The 19,702-nt window shown below is 52.7% G+C and carries 20 protein-coding genes; 13 read left to right on the top strand and 7 right to left on the bottom strand.

Annotation, left to right across the window (positions count from 1 at the left end):
• Nucleotides 1-83 precede the first annotated feature (83 nt).
• From VMS83_RS07155 to VMS83_RS07165, 3 genes are read right to left on the bottom strand one after another with little or no spacing between them, the layout of a single operon-like run.
• Complete coding sequence (locus VMS83_RS07155; protein WP_325411284.1) at nt 84-2,432, bottom strand: PAS domain S-box protein; 2,349 nt, start codon at nt 2,430-2,432, stop codon at nt 84-86.
• Nucleotides 2,429-2,788, bottom strand: a complete 360-nt coding sequence (locus tag VMS83_RS07160; protein WP_325411285.1) for a response regulator — start codon at nt 2,786-2,788, stop codon at nt 2,429-2,431. The genes VMS83_RS07155 and VMS83_RS07160 overlap by 4 nt, the downstream gene beginning before the upstream one ends.
• Nucleotides 2,778-3,398: a TetR/AcrR family transcriptional regulator gene (locus tag VMS83_RS07165; protein WP_325411286.1), complete on the bottom strand. Its 621-nt coding sequence runs from the start codon at nt 3,396-3,398 to the stop codon at nt 2,778-2,780. Before VMS83_RS07165 ends, VMS83_RS07160 begins: the two co-directional genes overlap by 11 nt.
• Nucleotides 3,399-3,870: 472 nt before the next feature.
• Between VMS83_RS07165 and VMS83_RS07170 the strand changes: the two genes are divergently transcribed.
• Nucleotides 3,871-4,557: a mechanosensitive ion channel family protein gene (locus VMS83_RS07170; protein WP_325411288.1), complete on the top strand. Its 687-nt coding sequence runs from the start codon at nt 3,871-3,873 to the stop codon at nt 4,555-4,557.
• 247 nt (nt 4,558-4,804) lie between these two features.
• Here VMS83_RS07170 and VMS83_RS07175 read toward each other — a convergent pair whose 3' ends face one another.
• On the bottom strand, nt 4,805-5,404 hold the full coding sequence (locus VMS83_RS07175) for a TetR/AcrR family transcriptional regulator (RefSeq protein ID WP_325411290.1): 600 nt from the start codon (nt 5,402-5,404) through the stop codon (nt 4,805-4,807).
• Nucleotides 5,405-5,844: 440 nt separating this feature from the next.
• Between VMS83_RS07175 and VMS83_RS07180 the strand changes: the two genes are divergently transcribed.
• From VMS83_RS07180 to VMS83_RS07215, 8 genes are read left to right on the top strand one after another with little or no spacing between them, the layout of a single operon-like run.
• Nucleotides 5,845-7,056: an S-layer protein gene (locus tag VMS83_RS07180; protein WP_325411292.1), complete on the top strand. Its 1,212-nt coding sequence runs from the start codon at nt 5,845-5,847 to the stop codon at nt 7,054-7,056.
• Nucleotides 7,057-7,093: 37 nt separating this feature from the next.
• Nucleotides 7,094-9,421: a hydrophobe/amphiphile efflux-3 (HAE3) family transporter gene (locus tag VMS83_RS07185; RefSeq protein ID WP_325411294.1), complete on the top strand. Its 2,328-nt coding sequence runs from the start codon at nt 7,094-7,096 to the stop codon at nt 9,419-9,421.
• A 32-nt stretch (nt 9,422-9,453) separates the two neighbouring features.
• Entirely contained in the window at nt 9,454-10,749 is a 1,296-nt protein-coding gene (locus VMS83_RS07190) for an S-layer protein (RefSeq protein WP_325411296.1), read from the top strand.
• Nucleotides 10,750-10,758: 9 nt separating this feature from the next.
• A complete protein-coding gene (locus VMS83_RS07195; protein WP_325411298.1) occupies nt 10,759-12,069 on the top strand; it encodes an S-layer protein in 1,311 nt (436 codons plus the stop codon).
• Between the two features lie 39 nt (nt 12,070-12,108).
• Nucleotides 12,109-12,345, top strand: a complete 237-nt coding sequence (locus VMS83_RS07200) for a hypothetical protein (protein WP_325411300.1) — start codon at nt 12,109-12,111, stop codon at nt 12,343-12,345.
• A gap of 20 nt (nt 12,346-12,365) precedes the next feature.
• On the top strand, nt 12,366-12,899 hold the full coding sequence (locus VMS83_RS07205) for a response regulator (RefSeq protein ID WP_325411302.1): 534 nt from the start codon (nt 12,366-12,368) through the stop codon (nt 12,897-12,899).
• Nucleotides 12,896-13,390: a response regulator gene (locus tag VMS83_RS07210; RefSeq protein ID WP_325411304.1), complete on the top strand. Its 495-nt coding sequence runs from the start codon at nt 12,896-12,898 to the stop codon at nt 13,388-13,390. The genes VMS83_RS07205 and VMS83_RS07210 overlap by 4 nt, the downstream gene beginning before the upstream one ends.
• 25 nt (nt 13,391-13,415) lie before the next feature.
• The gene (locus tag VMS83_RS07215; RefSeq protein WP_325411306.1) at nt 13,416-14,078 is read left to right on the top strand and encodes a TMEM175 family protein; all 663 of its coding nucleotides are present in this window, start codon (nt 13,416-13,418) and stop codon (nt 14,076-14,078) included.
• 488 nt (nt 14,079-14,566) lie between these two features.
• On the opposite strand, the gene VMS83_RS07220 is transcribed toward VMS83_RS07215, so the two are convergent.
• On the bottom strand, nt 14,567-15,112 hold the full coding sequence (locus VMS83_RS07220) for a cysteine hydrolase family protein (protein ID WP_325411308.1): 546 nt from the start codon (nt 15,110-15,112) through the stop codon (nt 14,567-14,569).
• A gap of 13 nt (nt 15,113-15,125) precedes the next feature.
• A complete protein-coding gene (locus tag VMS83_RS07225; RefSeq protein ID WP_325411310.1) occupies nt 15,126-15,596 on the bottom strand; it encodes a GNAT family protein in 471 nt (156 codons plus the stop codon).
• Nucleotides 15,597-16,128: 532 nt separating this feature from the next.
• Here VMS83_RS07225 and VMS83_RS07230 point away from each other — a divergent pair.
• From VMS83_RS07230 to VMS83_RS07245, 4 genes are all read left to right on the top strand, one after another.
• A complete protein-coding gene (locus tag VMS83_RS07230; RefSeq protein ID WP_325411312.1) occupies nt 16,129-16,413 on the top strand; it encodes a nucleotidyltransferase family protein in 285 nt (94 codons plus the stop codon).
• Entirely contained in the window at nt 16,406-16,756 is a 351-nt protein-coding gene (locus tag VMS83_RS07235; RefSeq protein ID WP_325411314.1) for a DUF86 domain-containing protein, read from the top strand. Before VMS83_RS07230 ends, VMS83_RS07235 begins: the two co-directional genes overlap by 8 nt.
• Before the next feature lie 406 nt (nt 16,757-17,162).
• Complete coding sequence (locus VMS83_RS07240; RefSeq protein ID WP_325411316.1) at nt 17,163-17,780, top strand: isochorismatase family protein; 618 nt, start codon at nt 17,163-17,165, stop codon at nt 17,778-17,780.
• A gap of 84 nt (nt 17,781-17,864) precedes the next feature.
• Nucleotides 17,865-18,725 (top strand): pirin family protein, encoded by an 861-nt coding sequence (locus tag VMS83_RS07245; protein WP_325411318.1) that lies wholly within the window; start codon nt 17,865-17,867, stop codon nt 18,723-18,725.
• A gap of 743 nt (nt 18,726-19,468) precedes the next feature.
• Here VMS83_RS07245 and VMS83_RS07250 read toward each other — a convergent pair.
• Nucleotides 19,469-19,678, bottom strand: a complete 210-nt coding sequence (locus VMS83_RS07250) for a hypothetical protein (protein ID WP_325411320.1) — start codon at nt 19,676-19,678, stop codon at nt 19,469-19,471.
• Between the last annotated feature and the right edge of the window lie 24 nt (nt 19,679-19,702).

Raw genomic sequence — 19,702 nt, forward strand, 5'->3', positions numbered from 1 at the left:
GGGTCTTAATGAAAATGATATCGTGGTGATACATCACTGTTGACTGTTTAAAAGTCCCGACAATGCAACAGAACCCGGAAATATTATTTCTTTTCCTGGAATCGATATGCGTCTTTTGGCACATTCATCTCGAATCGTGCTCCTTTCCCTGGTTCACCGGTTTCTGCAATGGTTATCCCGGTAATCTCGAGGATTTCGCGGGCAAGGAACAGACCAACAGCTTTCTTTTTCTGGAAATGGGGAGAGAATATTTCTTCTTTGTTATCCTCTGGAATTCCCACGCCATCATCTTCGAAGAACAATGTGATGGATTCCGGCCCTTCACTGTACCTCAACGTTACCTGCTTTGCCGTTTTCCCGTGGGTGAGGGTGTTATCCGCGAAGATCTGGAAAACCAGTTCCAGCATGGGATCGGCAAGGATCTCCAGATTATTCAGCATAACCATGTGCTTCATTTTCAGAAAATCCAGGTGGGAGATTGCAAGAAGGAACACGTGATTAACATTTTGCCATTGTGGCGGCTTGAACCCGAGATCCTGGTAACTCCGGGCGAATTTCAGGGAGTGGAAAATATTCTGGACAATATCTTCCTCTTTCTCGATAATACCTATGGTCGGCGTTTCCGCGGCCGCTTTTTTTGCAAGATGTTGATAGCCAGACAAGACAAATACCTGCGTCTCGATATCGTTGAACGTCACGTAGTTCAGGAGATTTAATTTCTTTTTCGCCATCTCCAAAGATTTTTGTGTTTGTATCCGATCGGTGACGTCCTGGTTTACACCATGGATTTTGATGACATGACCTTTACTATCCCTGATGCTCTCGGTGCATACAACCATGCGCCGGATCTCGCCATCCCTGCGAATAATCCGGTGTTCCACCTGTGACACAAGGTGCGGGTCGGATGTTAACCTCTTTTGTCCTGTTTCTTTGATTATCCGGTCACGATCATTTGGGTGAATAAATTCCCGGAAATAGACGTCTGCCGGCATCCGGTAGCCGCCTTCACGCTCTGCCGTAGTGCCATACAGCGTGTAGAACCGATCATCAAAGATAAACATCCCGGTCTGGTTATCATATTCCCAGCTCGCCATGTGAGCCAGGTCCATCGCCTCCGTGAGATTAACCTGGCTTTCCCGGAGTTCCTCTTCTGCCTTTTTTTGTTCGGTATTATCCATGATTAAATTCAGCGCTGCCGGAGCACCATGCCATAAGATCGGAACTGTGCGGATTTCCATATACCGTACCACACCATCCTTCCTGACATGACGGAAAGTATCCACACCGAGCATGTCCCCGCAAAGCCCGTGCTGGTACCTGGCTGCGATCATGGCGCGATCGTCCGGGTGGATAAACTCGTAAAATGGGCGGGAGAGAAGTTCCTCTTGAGAATATCCGGTGACCTCCATGGCTCTTTGGTTTACGAATTTTAGATACTCTCCTTGTTCGATAATTATGCATTCCGTGGCGTTTTCTATGAGGACTCGATACTTCTCCTCGCTTTCCTGCAACGCTAACCGGGTTGTAGTAAGATCGTTCATCTGTTGCTCAAGGTTCTTCTCCTGAGCGCTGAGCTGGTTAAACGCTGCATTCAGTTCTTCATGTCTCCTGCCCAGTTCCATCTCTGCCCGTTTCCGCCGGGTTATGTCCCGGACAGATTCAATAGCTCCTATTATTATGCCCTCGCTGTTATACAGGGGAGTGGCAGTAAACTTTATCATTGCCTCCCTGCCGTCATAAACCGAGGCGAATGTTGCTTCGGCAATCAGGATTTGCCCGTCCCTTTCCAGTAACGGGTATTTTGTTTCAAGATCCGGATCTTCACGGAGAACCTGGTCGACGAGAGTCGGTCGTCGTTCATGGTAAAAAGGTAGTGCATATTCATAGTCACCTTTTCCAAGGATTTCAGCTGCCCTGACGCCAGTCATCTTCTCCATCGCCCTGTTCCATGCAATGACCACACCATGGATATCGATTGCACCGATAGCATCCGGCAGGAAATTGAGGATATCTGCTTCCCGGCGTTTATGATCCCGGATACTCGCATCAGCCTGACGTTTCTGTACTGCCACGCGGATCTGGTGTGCGAGCTCGGTGAACTGCGGTGTCGCTTCTCCGCCTTTCTGGAGATAGAAATCCGCCCCTTCATTGAGAGCCTGGATGACAATCTCTTCACGTCCTCGTCCGGTAAAAAGGATAAACGGGACGGTATCCCCTGAAGATCTTACCCTCTTTAAAAATTCAATACCATCCATACCCGGCATCTGATAGTCGGAGACGATAGCGTCGTAGTTCTTTGAATTCAGTTGGGTAAGAGCTGCGGGAGCAGAGAGAATGGTGTCAACAGTGAACTCCCCGTTTCGTTCGAGAAAAAGTTTACCAATCTCAAGCAGGGCGGGTTCGTCATCGACATAAAGAACCGATGTCATCATGGCGGTCCTCCCTGCATTGAAGAGAACAAATCCTTTTGCCGGACTGTATTCCCCAAACCAGTGGTCAGTATTATTGCCCGTATTGTTTTCTCAGGATCGTCAAAACCCGAAACGGATATCTTTGGTTTTGGCACAACTGCCACATGACCGTACCGTTTGACCTCTTCTTCTCTGTCCCGGTTCTGTTCCCGGGTGAAGAAAACAAATGGCGTCATTCTTCTTTTCTTTCGCACTTGTTGAAGAAGACCGATACCTGCCGAGTCTTTGGAATGGTAATCCGTGACAATAACATCAAAGAAGACGTAGTCCGTTTTCCGTAACGCCTGTTGGAGAAAGAGTGTTGTTTTAACTACCATATTCATCAGAAGAATAATGCTGTAACTGCAGGATGCGTTCCACCGAGTCTATCCAGATCACTCTTGCTTCCTGCGGATCTTCCTCCGACAGGATATAGATAAATGCAAGACCCAGCGTTAATCCGTTAATAGCACGGAGTGCTCCGTACACATCGACTTTTGTTGAGATCTCTCCGGATCTTTGTCGCTGTAGGAGTTTTTCTGAGAGTGCAAGAAGCACTTCGTCATACTGCCGGTATACCTGCTCGCGGAACTGCTTATCCCGGATGATTGCCGACAGCGCCTGTAAAAAGAGCGGGGCAACGGGATCGACACGGGTAAAAAGGATCTCAGCGATATGTCCAACCGATTCGCGGATCCCGACGTTCTCTTTTTTAGTGTCAGCGAGAATACGCCCCCAGAGTTTCCGGATAAGTTCGAAGGTGGCCTCTTCATTCAGGGAACTGCTGTTCTCAAAATAGGTGTACAGTGCGGCTTTAGTTACGCCTACCCTTCGCGCAACCGCCTCCAGTGTCACCGCATTCCAGCCGCTCTCGCGGGCGATATCAAGCGTCGCAGTAATAATTTTTCTTTTTGCGTCACGGTGGTATTCGGCATTAATTCGTGGCATGTCTGTCTGCTACCTGCGGTAGCCTCTATTACATATACAACGTTTCACTTAATTTAACTTTCGTTTAGTAAATTGACAGATATTTTGATATAGTAAAAGTAGGTATAGTATTCTGGGACAGTGGTGCCAGTCCCGCGGATATGCCCAAAAACCCGGACACAAACCAGATCTGATGATAAACTCTAACCCTCTCAGGCATCATCAGGTGCCGGGTCAGAGGGCAATTATCCGCAAATGACTTTAACCTGACCGGAATTCGCGAAAAGCAAAAATTATCCCCCACAGAAAAACACTCCAACCCGCTTTTCGCGATACGGTTTTAGATGAAAAGGTAAAAGGCACACAAAAGTACGTTAACACGCAACAGGATTTACCCGGGAAAACAAAAAAAGAGGATGAACCTGAAGGGTTCACTCGCGAAACAAAAGGAAAGAACCCTGTTCTGCAGTTAATCATGGAGGTTATAACAACAATGGCTCCTGTAATGGATACACTATTTAGTGGTACTTATCAGAATCTGGCGACGTATGTCCCGGGCATCCTGGGTGCACTGGTCGTCCTCATTCTCGGCTGGATTGTCGGCCGTCTCCTGGGCAAGGCTGCCCGGATAATTCTGGACAAGATCGGTGAACAACATATCGTGAAAGAAGGGGCAGACCTTGCCTCGATCCGCGGCTCTATGAAAAGTGCCGGGCTGACGCTTGGGTATATCGGCGATATCACGGTCCGTTTCGTGGTATACCTGATAGCGCTTCTTGCAGCAGTTAATATCCTGAACCTGGATTACCTGTCCCGGCTGATGATGGAGATTGTCAATTACATCCCGCATGTGGTTGTCTTTGTTATCATCCTGGCTGCCGGTTTCCTCATAATTGATGCATTTATCGATTTCCTTACCAGGTATTATGCCCAAAAGGATGTCGAGTTTATCAGGCCGGTCCTGGTCCTTCTCCGGGTCTTTTTGTATTTTGTCACGGCAATTCTCGCCCTCTCGCAGCTGGAACTCGACCTCACTATTATCTACACATTTGTTACCCCGATTGCGTGGGGCATTGGCCTTGGCCTTGGTGCCGCAATCGCAATCATCGTCGGGTTTGGGCTCAAGGACCGCAGCGGGGCAATCATGGACCAGGTACTTTCCGGCATCTTAAAAAAGTAACACTTTTTTTTATAAAGGACGGGTAAAACAAAAATTCTTCCATAAGATCCCATGAGCAAATGGATGATTCATCCCCCTCCGGTTTTTTCGTTCCTGTCCCGCAGCCGGGCGCAGTTCCGGGCTTTGTTCGTGTTGATCCCTGCAGAGAGATTTATTTTACCGGCTTTTTCCTACCCGTTACCGGACGCCACATAGCCGGAACGGTACGTCCGGGGACAAACAAAAAAAAACTATTCTGGTACCTTATCTACATGGTGATGTGTAAGATCTCTTTGGAATGCGCAATCCAGATCTTCTTTGCAGTCTCCGGATCCCCACCACCCAGCACGTACATCATGATATCAAGACCCAGGTTCATTGCATAGATTCCCCGGACTGCTGAAGCAAGGTCCACGTCTCCGGGGATCTGCCCTGACTTCTGGAACCGGAGAAGTGCTTCTGCAAACCGGGCCACACTTTCATCGATAAGGGAAAAAATTTCCTTCCGGAATTCCGCCTCCTGGGGCATGCAGGTTATAATCGTCTGGATGTAGAGCGGGATGTATCGTTTGGGTTTAATGAAAAGATCATTTGCCGCATGATCAAGTGCAATGTTGATATCGGTGGTCCGGGCAAATGCAGAAATCTGGTGGCCCTGGTGTTCTCTGATAATGGTCACGATCACTTCCTGGGTTAATGCATTACTGTTCTCAAAATAGGAATAAAATGCTCCCTTGGTCACCCCGATCTTCTGCGCAATGGATTCAAGCGTTACCGCATGCCACCCTTCGGTAGCCGCGATATCCATCGCAGCGGCAATAATCTTCTTTTTGGCCTCGTCCCGGTATTCCGTATTGATTCTGGGCATGATCCCGTAACTGTATCCTGTTCCAACTATATTCACTTTGTGTTTGTTTAATTAAACCAAATCCAATAAATTGTATTTGTGTTTTTAAATTGAACAAAGGTTTAATTATTTGAACAAAGATACATTATACCTATCATCCTCCCGCATGGCTGGTGCAAGAACGAGCGGGGAAGAACCCCGTACAAAAGGATCAGGTCATGCCGGATGCATCAGGTTGAAAAAAGCAAAAAAACGGAAGTGATGGCTTAATGGTATATTCAGCGGTTTTGCGCAAGGGCGAACCTAAGGGAAATTATTGCAGAGCGTACAAAAAACAGGCGTTATTGAAAGGCTTTAAGGATTGTTCGGAGAGTTCTTTCGGCCTCCTCTGGCTCGTATGTGCGGCTCTGGCAGTATTCCTCCTGATCGCAGTTTCCCCGGTTTCAGCAGGAGAACAGGTAATGGCAGGCAACCCGGAGCTCTCGGCTCATATCGTGGGAACAAACGAATTTTCCCCGGGTGACGATGTCAGTCTCCCGGTTGAGGTAGAGAACACGGGCCTCAACCAGTTTATGATTGTCAAGTCGGGGATCATAAGCCCAGGTGATCTCTCGAGCACGGCCAAGCAGCTGACAGTGACGCTGGGCGCCGGGGATGCACCGCTGGTGGTCAAGGCAGACCCGCAGATCGCAGGAGACCTGCCTGCAAGCCAGAGCGCCACGGCAGCATTCCACATTACGGTCAACAAATATGCCCCGGCCGGGGTTTACCAGATACCGGTAATCCTGAATTACACCTACCTGTACCAGGCCAACCAGGAGGGTAGCGAGACCTTAAACTACCAGTACAAGAGCATCAACCAGACCATCCTCGTCCCGATCCATATAAAACCCCAGATCGAGATCGCGGTTTCCGGCGTGCATGCCGATAACCTCAACGCCGGCATCGAGGGGTATGTCAACCTGACCGTAAAGAACGTGGGGTCGGACGACGGCCAGAACGCAGTAGTCCAGGTCATGCAGAGCGGACAGAGCCCGCTTGTGCCTACCGAAGGCAGCAGTTATATCGGGGACTTCCCGGTTGGTGCGGTTGCCGATTGTTCGTTCCGGGTCCAGGTATCCAGTGATGCACAGCAGAAGACCTACCCGCTGGATGTACTTGTCTATTACAAAAACTACGAAGGCGACTACGTGGACTCGCCCGTTGAGACAGTGGGAGTCCCCGTCGGAGGAAAGGTAAAATTTTCCCTGACACCTGAGGATGTGTCGGTTACTCCCGGGGGAAAGAAAGTCCTGACCTACCAGGTGCAGAATATCGGTGGTACAACAGCGTATAATGCCGAAGCCCGGATCAGCGCAATCGTTCCCTTCACCTGCAACGATGACACGTCATTTTTGGGCACACTCGCCCCGGGCGAGACCCGGACCGCCTCGTTTGAGGTTACGACCGATTCCGATGCCACCATAAAGGAATATGGCATGGATGCCGAGGTCCTCTACCGCGATGCCCTCGATAACCAGTTCACCTCCGATCCGCTCAAGGCAAACGTCCAGGTGGTCGCACCGGTAAATCCGCTCAGCGTCATCGGCATTCCTGCCCTTATGGTGATTATCCTTGCCATGCTTGCAGCTGCCGGATACGGTGCCTACCTCAAATGGTTCAAGCCGAGGTAAATCCCGGGAGATTCTCCGTTAAAAGAAAGGAGCAATCATGATCGATCAGATCTTTTCCGCCATCGGCCGTACGGTCAACCGCCATCCCAAGCTGATAATCGCAGCCATTGGTGTGCTCTTTGTCATTGCCCTCTATGGCATGACCATGATCACCATGGACACCAGCAACAATGTGTACATAGACAAAACATCGCCGGAGGGCATCACCAATAATCACTACACAGAAACGATCAACAAGGACATATTTGTCCTGATTATCAAGACCAGCGACCCAACGAGCCCGGCCGTGCTCAACTACATGGACCGGCTGGAAGGGGATATCCGGCAGCAGCGCTACATTTCCGGTGTCTCAAGTATCGTCGATATCTTAAAACAGGAGAACCACGGGGTCCTGCCCCAGAACAAGGGTGAGATCGATGCGCTGATAAGCCAGCTCCCGCCATCTGCCAGGGAAATTTACCTGCCCTCAAATGTCCTGGTCCTCATGGAAGTGGAGCCCGATAGCGGGATCTCGGCAAAACTCACCCAGACAACAGTCCTTGACACAGTCCAGCAGGTGGTTGAACAGTCGAACCCGCCACCCGGGTTAGGCATTTCAATATCCGGGATGCCGGCATTTCATGCCCAGCTGGAGGCAACGATGGGTTCCCAGATGGGTGTGCTCATCGGTGCTGCAATGATCCTGATGGTAATCATGATGGGCCTGCTCTTCTCGTACGTCAGCCACCGGTTCCTCCCGGTCCTCTTTGTAGGACTGGGCCTTACCACCGCAATGGGGATCATGGGCCTTGCCGGCATCCAGCTGACCCTTGCCGTACTCGGGGCATTCCCGGTGATGATCGGCCTTGGGATCGATTACGCAATCCAGTTCCATGCCCGCCTAGACGAAGAGGCCCGCAAAGGATCGCTTGAAGATGCGGTGTACATGACCATCACCCGTACCGGCCCTGCCGTGATGTACGCAATGCTTGCTACATCCCTCGGTTTTGCCGCGATGTTTGTCTCAACCGTACCCATGATCCGTTCCTTTGGCCTTGTTGCGATGATCGGCATCATGAGCTGTTACGCCATCTCCCTTGTGGGGCTCCCGGCCCTTGCCCTCGTGATCCACTACAAACCCAAAGCCCAGGTTCCTGCGGTTTGTTATGGGGTCGGGGAAGATGCCTGCGAGTACCTGCCGCCTGCTAAATCCAAGAAAAAATCCTGGTCCTACAGCCAGTTTCTTACCGATAGTGCGGTGAAGATCGCGAAAAATCCGGTTCCCATCCTTCTGATCGGGTTAGTTATTGCCGTCATCGGATTCCAGATCGACCCGCTCATCCCCATCAATGCAGACCAGAAAGACTTTGTTCCCAGCACACTGCCGGCAAAAATTGACCTGGATACCGTCACAAACATCCTTGGCTCAACGGTAACTGCGGATTATTATATCCAGGGTGCCCGGGTTACCGATCTCGATACTATCCAATGGATGAAAACCTTCCAGGATTACGAACTATCGCACCAGTCCCACATTACCTCGGCGACCTCCATTGTGACCTATATTATAGCCTATAACGGAGGTACCATGCCCCAGACCCAGAGTCAGGTCGACGCGGCACTGGAAAAAATTCCCCAGGGTATCAAAGACCAGTTCCTCAGTGGATCCACGCGAGGCCTTATCGTATTCACAACAACGAATCTCCAGATACCCCAGCAGCAGGACCTAAAAAACCAGCTCCAGAACGACATAACGTTCCTTGATCCCCCGCCGGGAATCACCCTGAGCCCGGTAGGCGATTTCGAGGTATTTACTACGGTTATCTCATCGCTTGTCGCGTCCAAGGACGAGATGACATACCTGGGATTTGCCTTCATCTTCGTGTACCTCCTGCTGGTATACCGGCACATCCACGCGGTCTCCCCCCTCATCCCCATCATCTTTATTGTCGGCTGGAACTCGGTGGTGATGTATGTTCTTGGCATCGCCTACACACCGATGACCGCGACCCTCGCTTCCATGACCATCGGTGTTGCAGCCGAATACACCATCCTTGTGATGGAACGGTATAGCGAGGAGGAGGAACGGCTCCATGACCCGGTAGCCGCTATCCAGGAGAGCGTCAGCAGGATCGGGTCTGCCATTACCGTTTCCGGCCTTGCAACCTTCTTTGGGTTTTCGGCGCTCTGCCTTTCCAGTTTCCCCATCATCAGCAACTTTGGGATCTGTACCCTGATTGCCGTCGGCTTCTCGCTCTTCGGGGCGATCTTTGTGATGCCTGCCGTGCTCTCCCTGATGGGTAAGTTCTCCGAATGGCTTGAAAAGAGAAAACACCAGCAACAAACCGCTCCGGAGATGCTTGCGGTAACGAAGAGTCCGGACTAAGGAAAAAGAAAAACATTACAGAGGTCAATAGCATGAAAAATTACACAACCTGTGCGGTCCTGCTCCTTGCCGCGGTTCTCTGCGTGATGCCGGTACTGGGACAGGAAAAGTACCTGGGGGGTGCTCCCCAGGTAACTGCCTACATAGCCGGGACAAACGATTTCTCCCCCGGCGAGGACGCCACCATCACGGTGGTGATCCGGAACAGCGGAACAAACGCGGTGATGTTCACCGATCAGGGCACGCTGCCGCAGACAGACCTGCCCACCACCGCAAAACTGGTCACGGCGGCCCTCTCATCGGGCGGAGCACCGATCAACATCACGACCGGTACGCAGGCGCTGGGTGATATCCCCAGTCCCGGCGTCACCACCGTAAGCTTTTCGGCCAAGATCACCTCGGATGCAGATATGGGATCCTACACACTCCCGCTTGAAGTACAGTACTCGTACCTGTCCAACAGTCTCGCAAAACAGCCTGCAAGCGACGAGGTCCAGTCTGTGTACACACCCGTGAACGTGACAATCCCGCTCACGGTAATGATCCAGCCGGTGGTCCATACCAGCGTACTCGGTGCACAGGCCACGGATCTTGCCGTGGGGACTGAGGGGTACATCAATCTGACCCTCGAAAATACCGGGTACCAGGACGGGACCGCAGCGACGGTAAAGATCTTGCAGCACGGTGACAGTGCCATAATCCCGACCGATGACAGCGTGTATGTCGGGGACTTCCCGCGAAACGGGATCGTCACCTGTCTCTACAAGGTCTCCGTTTCCAATAATGCACAGCAGCAGACCTACCCGGTCGATGTGGAAGTGACCTACACCAACTCGGACGGTAACATCGTGACCTCCGCGACCGATACCGTGGGTATCCCGGTGGCCGGCAAGCTTACCTTTGCCGTGGTCTCTCCCCCGGGTGTGATCACCCAGGGCTCGGATACCGTGGTCAACATCACGTACAAAAACACCGGTACGATCACGGCGCATGATGCTGAGGCACGGCTGATACTCTATGGTCCGCTTTCGGGCCCGGACTCACTTGCCTACCTTGGCGATATTCCTCCCGGCGGGACCGTGAATGCCCGGTACGCCATTTCCTCAGCCGGTGACGCTGCACCCGGGAACTATCCCTTAAACACCGAGATCAGGTACCGCGACGACCTCGACAACAGCAGGGTCTCCGACATCTTTACGGCTAACGTCACGGTGGCTCCCCGGCCTCCCGCCTCCCCGCTTGTCCTGATAGTGGGGGTTATAGGGATTGTGATCGCGGCAGTGCTTGCCGTTGGGTACGCAATCATTCGCACCAGAAAGAAAAAGTGAGGTGGAAAAATGAATTTCACATTTACTCAAAAAAGCCGGGTTGCAGTCATCCTCCTTGTCGTGACCGCGATCCTTCTCATTGTACCGGTCCAGGCAGGCACCCGGTTCTTTGAAGGAAGCCCGAACCTGACGGCATACATTGCCGGCACAGATGAGTTTACCGCGGGAAGCGAGATCCAGATCCCGGTGGTAATTAAAAACACGGAGATCAACACAAATTATGAAGTATCCCCGGATATCATGGACCGGGCAGATGTCCCCACAACTGCGAAATTCGTGACAGTAGCGATGAGTGCAGGCAATGCACCGGTCACCATTAAAACAGATCCGCAGATGATCGGTGACATTGCAAGCCAGGGACAGCAGACGGTAATATTTTCCGCAAAGGTCAACGAGAGTGCACCGGGAGGTACGTACTCCCTTCCGCTCATCCTCAACTACACGCAGTTCTCGTACGTTGACCAGTATGGCATGGACACATTCCGGTATTATTACGTACCGGTGAACCTGACGCTTTCCGTGCCGCTGGTCATTAAATCCGACGTGATACCAGAGATTGTTTCGGCTACTTCGGACAACCTGGTCGCGGGTGGCGAAGGTTACGTGAACCTCACGATTGCCAACACCGGGTCGCTTGACGGTACAAAGGCAACGGTCCAGATCACACAGCATGACGACAGCCCGGTCAGCCCTGTGGACAGCAGCGTGTACATCGGCGACTTCCCTGCAGGAAGTACGGTTTCGTGCCAATACAAGGTCGCAGTGGCAAAGGATGCCGGGAACAAGACCTACCCGGTGGATGTAACCGTACTCTACCAGAATGCAGACGGCGACTTTGTCTCATCCCAGACAAAGACAACTGGAGTACCTGTCGGAAACAGGGTGACGTTTGCAATCCTCACACCCCCGGTCACGATGAGCCCGGGCAGCACACACACGATCCAGGTCGAATATGAAAACACCGGGGATAGTACCATCTACAGCGCCGAGGCCCGGGTCAGCGTGGTCGCCCCCTTCACCAGTTCTTCCACTATCGCGTATATCGGCGAACTTGCCCCGGGACAGACTGCGGTTGCCTCCTACGAGATCAGTGTTGCGCAGGGTGCAACCCTCAAGCAGTACGGCCTTGATTCCGAGATCCGGTACAACAATGCCCTCGGTGACACCTACATCTCTGACCCTGTGAAGGTCCCCATCACCGTGGAAAACCTTACCGGCCTCCAGGGAATCATTTCCAATCCTGTGTATGTGTCCCTCATTGCTGCAGTCATTATCGGTATTATCTATGGTGTCGTCCATACGAGGAGAAAGAACCAATGAGCATACGGAGGAACTCCCTTCTTTTGGAGGGGCATCCACATGGATTATAATTCTGTAATGAAGGAAGCACGGAAGTACGTGAAAGACACCTGCAACATTGATTCCGGGCAGTGCTTTGGATCGCCCGGTGTTACCCTTATGTCATTCGTCACGACTGCAATGTCGGCAATCCAGTCAGGAATCACTACCGATAGTTTTGAAACCGTTGCCGAAGGCCAGGCAATCCTCGAACAAGCGGTTGAAATTCTCAAAAATAACCCGATGGATACGATCTGACAAAAAAACAGGCGATCATTATGGGACACGTGTACAATGGACCGACTGCCGGGATATGCCCCTGTATCTGCATACCCCCCACCCAAACAGAGGGAGAGGGAAAAAACCAAAAAAAACCTGGAGCAAAAATCTTTGTTCTGCACATAGAAGACCGTCCATTTCTTCTCGATGTAGTCAAATGGTCCCTTGAAAGCGGAGGGGAGATGGTTGTGGATTCTGCCCAGTCCATTACAGACGCAATCCAGAAAATCGGGACCTGCCGGTGTGATGTCGTGGTGACCGATTACCGCCGGATGGGAGAAACAACCGGCACCGCCCTGTTCCAGCTCAAAAGGGAATCCGGGATTTCGAAACCGTTTATTTTCTTCACACTGGAGGAACCCCTCTTTTTAAGGGATGATAAGAGCGAGCACCCCGGGGACATGCAATATGTGAGAGAACACACGCTCTCCGGGATGGGGGAACTTAAGCGGTTAATCCATGCCGTTTTGAAATGTCCCGGATCATGCTATAAGGCCCGGGAAAGCCACAAGTCACGGGGGTATCCCCCATGATACCGGTGCTGTACGTAGACGATGATCCTGACTTTCTTGAGATCTGCAGCTTGTTTTTCGAACGAACCGGGGAGATAGAGATCGATACAGCATCATCGGCACCAGATGCAATGGAAAAGATGGCCTCCGGCACCTATGAATGCATTATCTCCGATTACCTGATGCCGGGGATGAATGGGATTCAGTTTTTACGGGAACTGCGTTCCAGCGGCAACACAACCCCATTTATTCTTTTCACCTCATTTGATGACGAACAGAACATCAAAGAAGAGGCATACCGGAATGGTGCTTTCAGCGTTGTTGGAAAAGATTCGGCAGGAAAAAATGCAATTCACGGCCTTATCAGGACCATATACTGGGCTGTCCTGTACAGTGGGGGTTTAAAACGACCAGTAGATTTCGGTCCTGCTACGCGGTTCGGCGCACAGGAAAACAATGACGAGCGGAAACAAAATGGGATCGACCATGAATCTGTCAGAAGCGAGACTTAATGCGAGAAAAGGAGATCAGGTAACTATGCCCCCGGAAAAAAACCATTCAACGTACCAGTTTTTCAAAAACCTCGAACGCCTGATCAATCTTACGGACTGCATATTCGCATTCGCAATCACCCTTATGGTCCTCTCGCTTGCAGTCCCGGTTGTTACAAAAGGCAATATCGCTACGGAACTCTCAGGACGCCTTCTCAGTGAATGGCCGACGTTCTTAATCTATGTCATTAGTTTTGTTATCATCAGCGAATGGTGGATGGCCCATCACCATATTTTCCAGCATATAAAAAAACTGGACCGGACCATTACTGTACTGAACTTTTCATTTCTTTTTTTTATCACCCTCATCCCGTTCCACACCTCGCTTGTCATCGAGTATCCCGAAACACCGGTTGCAGTGATATTTTATGCAATGACACAGGCATGTGCTGGTTTTGTCCTTGCTGCGCTCTGGTGGTACGCAACAAAACACCGCAGACTCTCGGACTCTGACCTCACGGAAGGGTATGTTCATTACAGACTCATTCGCCTGCTGGGGGGGTCAGGAGTGTTTCTCATTTCGATAGGAATTGCAGTATTCAACACCTATATCGCCGAATTATCATGGATTTTTATCGGGATTCTCATATGGCTGATAAACAAATGGTTTTACCGAAAAGAGCTGCTGGTTCTCGGTGAGACTGAATAAGTACCGTGATACCGGGAAAAATCAGTCTCTCCTTTTTGAGGAGGCAGGCACCCGGGTGAATCACCCCATAAAACAGGATCCTCTGCAGGGGCGGGCCAAAATCTCCCCGTAAAACCGTCCGATTGCCCTCCTCAAAAATCCGCGCCAATATAATCGCCAATTTGCCAAAATAAGCCTAATTTGAGCCCCATATAATAACCATTAGAGCCCCACAGAGGCCCCAAAAACAGCCTCTTTTCCCATCCATAACCAAAAACCCATCCGGACCCCGAAAACGCCCTCAAAATCCCGATATGAGATCCGTTTATTTCGTCCGATTGCCAAAATACGGCCGATTGGGGCTTATTTTGAATCGGAGCCCGATACGGGCTTCTTTTATGTACAAAAAGGGGTCATCGGAGGGCAGATTGGGCCCGGATGGGAGGAGGTCGTCTTGCCGGGGTCAAACCCTCACACCTCACCGGCAGCCCCCTTTGAGCGTCTCCCCTTTACATCCCCCGGACCCACTCGTCCGTCTTCATTACCCGGGAGAACCGCATCTGCTGCGTGACCAGGACCGCGTTGTGCAAATCAGCAGCAGAAACCGATCCGGCAGCGTTCGTGATCGATAGGGTTCCGGTCGCATCGGAGAGGAAATTCACGGAATACCCCCGGTGGAAAGCCTGGCGTGCGGTCGTGTCGCAGCACATCTGGGTCATGTAGCCGGCAATCACAAGCGTCGTGATGGCATTCTTCTCCAGCCATTCCCCAAGGCCCGTCCCGGTAAAACTGCCGGGAAGGTTCTTTTCGATCACGATGTCCGCGGGCCTCCGTTTGATTTCATCGTGGAGTTCCCAGCCCGGCGTCCCTTTCTGGAAGGTCAGGGCATCCGGGGCCGTGTTCGTGTGCTGGATGACCACGACCGGGATGCTGGCACCCTGCGCATGGTCCATGGCTTTTTTAATGTTTGCAAGGCTTCCCTCCGGGAACGTGACCGGCAGCTTCCCGGTGAAATATTCGTTCTGCACATCGATGACCAGTAATGCCTGCTTCATGCACTTCTCTCCTTTATGAAAAATCTTCCCGGGTGATCTCCATTGTGGAGAACTCCACGGGCACACCCTGGACCTCTTTGGTGAGCGCTCCGGTCCGTGCAAAGTGCAGGGACGCATAGAGGGCCTGCGCCCGGAAATTGTTCTTGCGCACGATCAGCCGGATCCGCCCGACATCCGGGCGGGAAAATCCCTGCGCGAGCGTCAGGCGCACTATTGTCTTCCCGAGCCCTCCCCCGATCCGGCCCGGGTGGAGCGCCACCATGAACTCGGGGGATCCGTTATGGTCCCGGAGCAGGAGCGAGAAGCCGACGAGTTCGCTTCCGTCAATGGCGGCAAAGACCTCGTTACCATTGTTATTCCGGTACGTGTCCAGCCAGCCGCCATCCCGCAGGCTGTAGTCCAGCCCGGCAAATTCCGGAGGGTACGGGGGCCAGGCCTTGATCACCGGGACATCGGCATCGGTGAGGGGACGCAGGGCGATCATGGTACAGGAACCGGTGGGAGGGCGGAGGAAAAAAAGGCGGCGGTAAGGGGACCAGGCCCGCACGGCGGCGAGGGGCGGTACCCCGATGAGCGCCAGATCCCCTTATTCCAGCACCCCAAATCTCCCCGTATAACCGCCGCGGACGGGGCGAAAGCGGGCAGGTAAAAAGGGCACGAAGTTACATTACATTAACGGCAATGATGTTTCCCGGTGATCACTCGGCCTTCGCTCCCTTTGGCGTTCTCCTCACCGGATCTGAACATAATTCTTTTGCGAGATCAAGTACGGCACAATGATTATCGAAAAACCATGCACACTCTTTCCCGTTGCACGGGACTTCGATAAGCAATCCCTCGGCATTGACTGCTGTTCCAAATTTCAGGGGACAACTTTTCTGTGATGGCATAAAGAAGGATCGGTTTTGACGTAATGATACTTTCTCTGGAGAACCGTAAAAAAGAGCGATCGAACGGCCGGTCACGGGGGTGAACCACAATGTTAAGAACCGGTACATGCATACAGGAAATGAGATATGGACGTCATTGCCCTGCTCCGGGACCACGAACCGGAAATAAAAAAGCGGTTCGGGGTCCGCGACATCGGCATCTTCGGCTCTTTTGTACGCGGAGAGGAGCGGCCGGACAGTGACGTGGATGTGCTGGTCTCCTTCCGGAAAGGCGAGGAGACGTTCGACAACTATATGGACTGCAAGTTCTACCTGGAGGACCTCTTTATGCGTAAGGTCGATCTCGTCATGAAAGGCGCGATCAAAAAGAGGATCCGGCCTTATATTTTAAAAGAGGTCGTGTATGCGTAGGACTGCGCTCCATTACCTTGACGATATTCTTGAATCAACGGATAAAATTGAGAAATACCTCCACGGGATCAGTTTTGATGAATTCACTTCCGATGAGATGAGGAAGGACGCCGTTATCCGGAATTTCGAGATCATCGGTGAAGCGATCAAGAACCTGCCGGCGGAACTTAAGGAAAAATACCCCAAGACAGACTGGAAAAAGATCGCCGGTTTCCGCGATGTTCTCACGCATGCCTATTTCGGGATCAAACCCACAATTCTCTGGGATAACGCCACGAACAAATTGCCCCTTCTCAAAAAAGAGATCCGGCAGATCCTCAAACGTGAAGAATCACAAAAGTGACGAGAAACAGGCAGAGATCGAAGCAAGCATTAAGGCGTAAGAACCATTCCGGCACATCATTGCGAAGATCAGGTTCCGGTGCCAGCTCTTCGAATACCTGATATCTCCACCCTTATGGCAAACTGGTGCATCCATAAAGAACCCCGGCCGGCCGTCCTTGACGATTATTACGATAACGAGGGGTGCCCGGCTCTGCCGGGCAGGTTATCCCGCCCCGCTTTGAACTCTCGCAGTTCTTTTCAGACATAAGCTGACGCTGCCGGGTTCCGGACACCTTTCACAACGTATTGCACCGGCAGGCTGCCCGGCGTCAGATCCAACACCTCCAGCCGGTCCTCTCCCGGGTCGCAAAGTATATACTGCCGGGGAGAAATCCACTCGTATATACCAAAGGAGGGAGATGCAAATGGCCAGCCAGAAAGACGGAAAACTGGAGTTGTTGAGCGATAAGAACAGTGCCCTTGTTCTCGTGGACTACCAGCCCACGATGTTTTCAGGCGTTGCCTCGGGAGACAAGACCATCATCCGGAACGCCGCGTACTGTGCGGCAAAGGCGGCAAGCATCCTGAACGTCCCGGTCGTGCTCTCGACTATCAACCCGCAGAACAACGGGAATTTCCTTGCCGAGGTCACCGCCCTCTTCCCCGGCCAGCCGGTCTACGCCCGGGCGGTGCCCGGCTTTGACGCCTTCGAAGATGAGAAGACCTGGAATGCCGCAAAGAAGACCGGCCGGAAGAAACTCGTCATCTCCGGGCTCTGGACCAGCATGTGCTTTGCCTACACGGCCCTGCATGCCATCAGGGAGGGGTACGAGGTATACGGCCTGATGGACGCGGCAGGCGATTCAACACCGGATGCCCATAGGTACGGGATCGAGCGGATGCTGCAGGCGGGAGTCATCCCGATCACGGTCGAGTCGCTGGTCTCGGAGTGGATGCACGACTGGGCAAACCCGAAAGCCGGCGAACTGGTGAAAGAGGTCTACTCGCGGTACGGCTACATGATCGGCATGGGACGGACCTGAGCCGGGGCGTAATGGCGGAACCAAGACCGGTAAACGGGGACGAGGCAGTCGGAACAAACCAGGTACCATGCAAAGAGAGGGCCTATGAGTAAACCAAGAGAAATTGCCAGAATCCTGAAGAGCAGGCCTACCCTTGAAGGGGCCGGCGTTCACCTGAACCGGGCGTTCGGCTACAACGAGATCCCGGACTTTGACCCCTTCCTCCTGCTGGATGACTTCCGTTCCGACCGGCCAAAGGACTACCTGGCCGGCTTTCCCTGGCATCCGCACCGGGGCATCGAGACGGTCACCTACATGCTGGAGGGGACCGTGGAACACGGTGACAGCATGGGCCATGCGGGCAGCGTCGATGCCGGATGCGTCCAGTGGATGACGGCAGGGTCCGGCATCATCCACCAGGAGATGCCAAAACCGGTCAAGGGCCGGATGGGAGGGTTCCAGCTCTGGGTCAACCTCCCCCGGAAATACAAGATGATGGACCCGCGGTACCAGGAGATCCGGGCGGAAGAGATCCCCACGGTCACCGTACAGGGCGGCGTGAGCGCGAAGGTCATCTGCGGAACTGTTGCCGGGGTTTCCGGGCCCGTACGCGATATCATGGCGGAACCCGAGTACCTTGACGTTTCCCTCGAACCGGATGCGCAGTTTGCGCACCCGGTAAAGCCCGGGTATATGGCAGCAGTGTACGTGATCGGCGGTTCAGGGAGGTTTGACCAGCGCAATAACGACGACCTGATGAACCGGACCATGGCCCTGTTCGGGAAAGAGGGGGATTCGGTCGATATTCATGCAGGGAAGAATGGCGTGCGGTTCCTGTTCTTTTCGGGAAAACCGCTCCGCGAGCCGATCGCGTGGGGCGGCCCCATTGTCATGAACACGCAGGAGGAACTGCAGCAGGCCTTTGACGAGTACGGGAATGGCACGTTTATCAAAAAAGCGTCCTGAAAAGGGAACACCGGGATCAGGATGGACGAGAGTTGTCCGGACACATTGGATACCGGGGCAAGCTGCCCGGCACCTCCCTGTTTTACGCGAAGAATGAGATAAACTCCCTGAAGGCGTGAACTTTTTTTGGTTCGCCGGGATCCCCATGCACCGGGACAGCCGCGAAAGCGGACAAACGAGAGCAGGTGGATCCCCGGCCCGGCGTACCGCGATGGCGGCACCGGTCTCCGGGCAAAGGTCGGGGCCGTTATAAAAAGTCCATGATGATGGCAATCTATCCGGATCTCATTTTTTTATAACCGGGGGGCTCATTTTGTCATACCCGAGAGGGCAGTTGCTGACCCGGGATAATTCTCTCTGCATCATCAGGCACTTTGCAAAAGACACTCCCCGGGAAGGAGCGTATTGGTCGCAGTGGTTTTGCTCGCTGAACTCCTCAAGCATATACCCACATGAAACGAGTGAGGGGTTAAACCTGATGCCGGGCAAAACGGTGACAGGCCCCTTTCCCGGGGGTCTCTTATGGCCGACAGGGAGATGATACCGGGATCTGTTCAGGGGTTCCTGAAGGGGAAGGGCAGGTACCCGCCTCACAAAGCCCGGCAAACAAAAGAGATATCCGAAGGTCCGGGCCCCGGCTGCAGGCAGCGTGCAGGAATACCCCGGCCGGCATACCTGCCTGTGCAAAGCCTTCGGTGGAACGCGGAACGAAAAAAGGGGAAGTATAGTGAGTGGAAGACTGGTTATTCCGGGGCGGGATCGGACGGGGTTTTCACACCGGCCCCGGCTTTTGGATGGTCCTTCCGGTACCAGATCTTGTGCGATGCATGTTTTAACGCTTTTACGTGTTTTACCGGGGATGAAACCACTTTTGGTGCCACCGCGGGCGTGTGCACGCTCGTGCCGGCGCCGGATGTTGGGGGGGCGATTTCCTGTATTTTCGTATCGGTCATCGTTGTATCGTGTGTTGTTGTATC

It is taken from the genome of Methanoregula sp., from assembly GCF_035543475.1.
In the GTDB taxonomy this organism is placed as follows: domain Archaea; phylum Halobacteriota; class Methanomicrobia; order Methanomicrobiales; family Methanospirillaceae; genus Methanoregula.

Coding starts and splice junctions, on each gene's coding strand:
- VMS83_RS07155 (WP_325411284.1), bottom strand. CDS start 2,432: ATGATGACATCGGTTCTTTATGTCGATGACGAACCCGCCCTGCTTGAG.
- VMS83_RS07160 (WP_325411285.1), bottom strand. CDS start 2,788: ATGGTAGTTAAAACAACACTCTTTCTCCAACAGGCGTTACGGAAAACG.
- VMS83_RS07165 (WP_325411286.1), bottom strand. CDS start 3,398: ATGCCACGAATTAATGCCGAATACCACCGTGACGCAAAAAGAAAAATT.
- VMS83_RS07170 (WP_325411288.1), top strand. CDS start 3,871: ATGGCTCCTGTAATGGATACACTATTTAGTGGTACTTATCAGAATCTG.
- VMS83_RS07175 (WP_325411290.1), bottom strand. CDS start 5,404: ATGCCCAGAATCAATACGGAATACCGGGACGAGGCCAAAAAGAAGATT.
- VMS83_RS07180 (WP_325411292.1), top strand. CDS start 5,845: ATGGCAGGCAACCCGGAGCTCTCGGCTCATATCGTGGGAACAAACGAA.
- VMS83_RS07185 (WP_325411294.1), top strand. CDS start 7,094: ATGATCGATCAGATCTTTTCCGCCATCGGCCGTACGGTCAACCGCCAT.
- VMS83_RS07190 (WP_325411296.1), top strand. CDS start 9,454: ATGAAAAATTACACAACCTGTGCGGTCCTGCTCCTTGCCGCGGTTCTC.
- VMS83_RS07195 (WP_325411298.1), top strand. CDS start 10,759: ATGAATTTCACATTTACTCAAAAAAGCCGGGTTGCAGTCATCCTCCTT.
- VMS83_RS07200 (WP_325411300.1), top strand. CDS start 12,109: ATGGATTATAATTCTGTAATGAAGGAAGCACGGAAGTACGTGAAAGAC.
- VMS83_RS07205 (WP_325411302.1), top strand. CDS start 12,366: ATGGGACACGTGTACAATGGACCGACTGCCGGGATATGCCCCTGTATC.
- VMS83_RS07210 (WP_325411304.1), top strand. CDS start 12,896: ATGATACCGGTGCTGTACGTAGACGATGATCCTGACTTTCTTGAGATC.
- VMS83_RS07215 (WP_325411306.1), top strand. CDS start 13,416: ATGCCCCCGGAAAAAAACCATTCAACGTACCAGTTTTTCAAAAACCTC.
- VMS83_RS07220 (WP_325411308.1), bottom strand. CDS start 15,112: ATGAAGCAGGCATTACTGGTCATCGATGTGCAGAACGAATATTTCACC.
- VMS83_RS07225 (WP_325411310.1), bottom strand. CDS start 15,596: ATGATCGCCCTGCGTCCCCTCACCGATGCCGATGTCCCGGTGATCAAG.
- VMS83_RS07230 (WP_325411312.1), top strand. CDS start 16,129: ATGGACGTCATTGCCCTGCTCCGGGACCACGAACCGGAAATAAAAAAG.
- VMS83_RS07235 (WP_325411314.1), top strand. CDS start 16,406: ATGCGTAGGACTGCGCTCCATTACCTTGACGATATTCTTGAATCAACG.
- VMS83_RS07240 (WP_325411316.1), top strand. CDS start 17,163: ATGGCCAGCCAGAAAGACGGAAAACTGGAGTTGTTGAGCGATAAGAAC.
- VMS83_RS07245 (WP_325411318.1), top strand. CDS start 17,865: ATGAGTAAACCAAGAGAAATTGCCAGAATCCTGAAGAGCAGGCCTACC.
- VMS83_RS07250 (WP_325411320.1), bottom strand. CDS start 19,678: ATGACCGATACGAAAATACAGGAAATCGCCCCCCCAACATCCGGCGCC.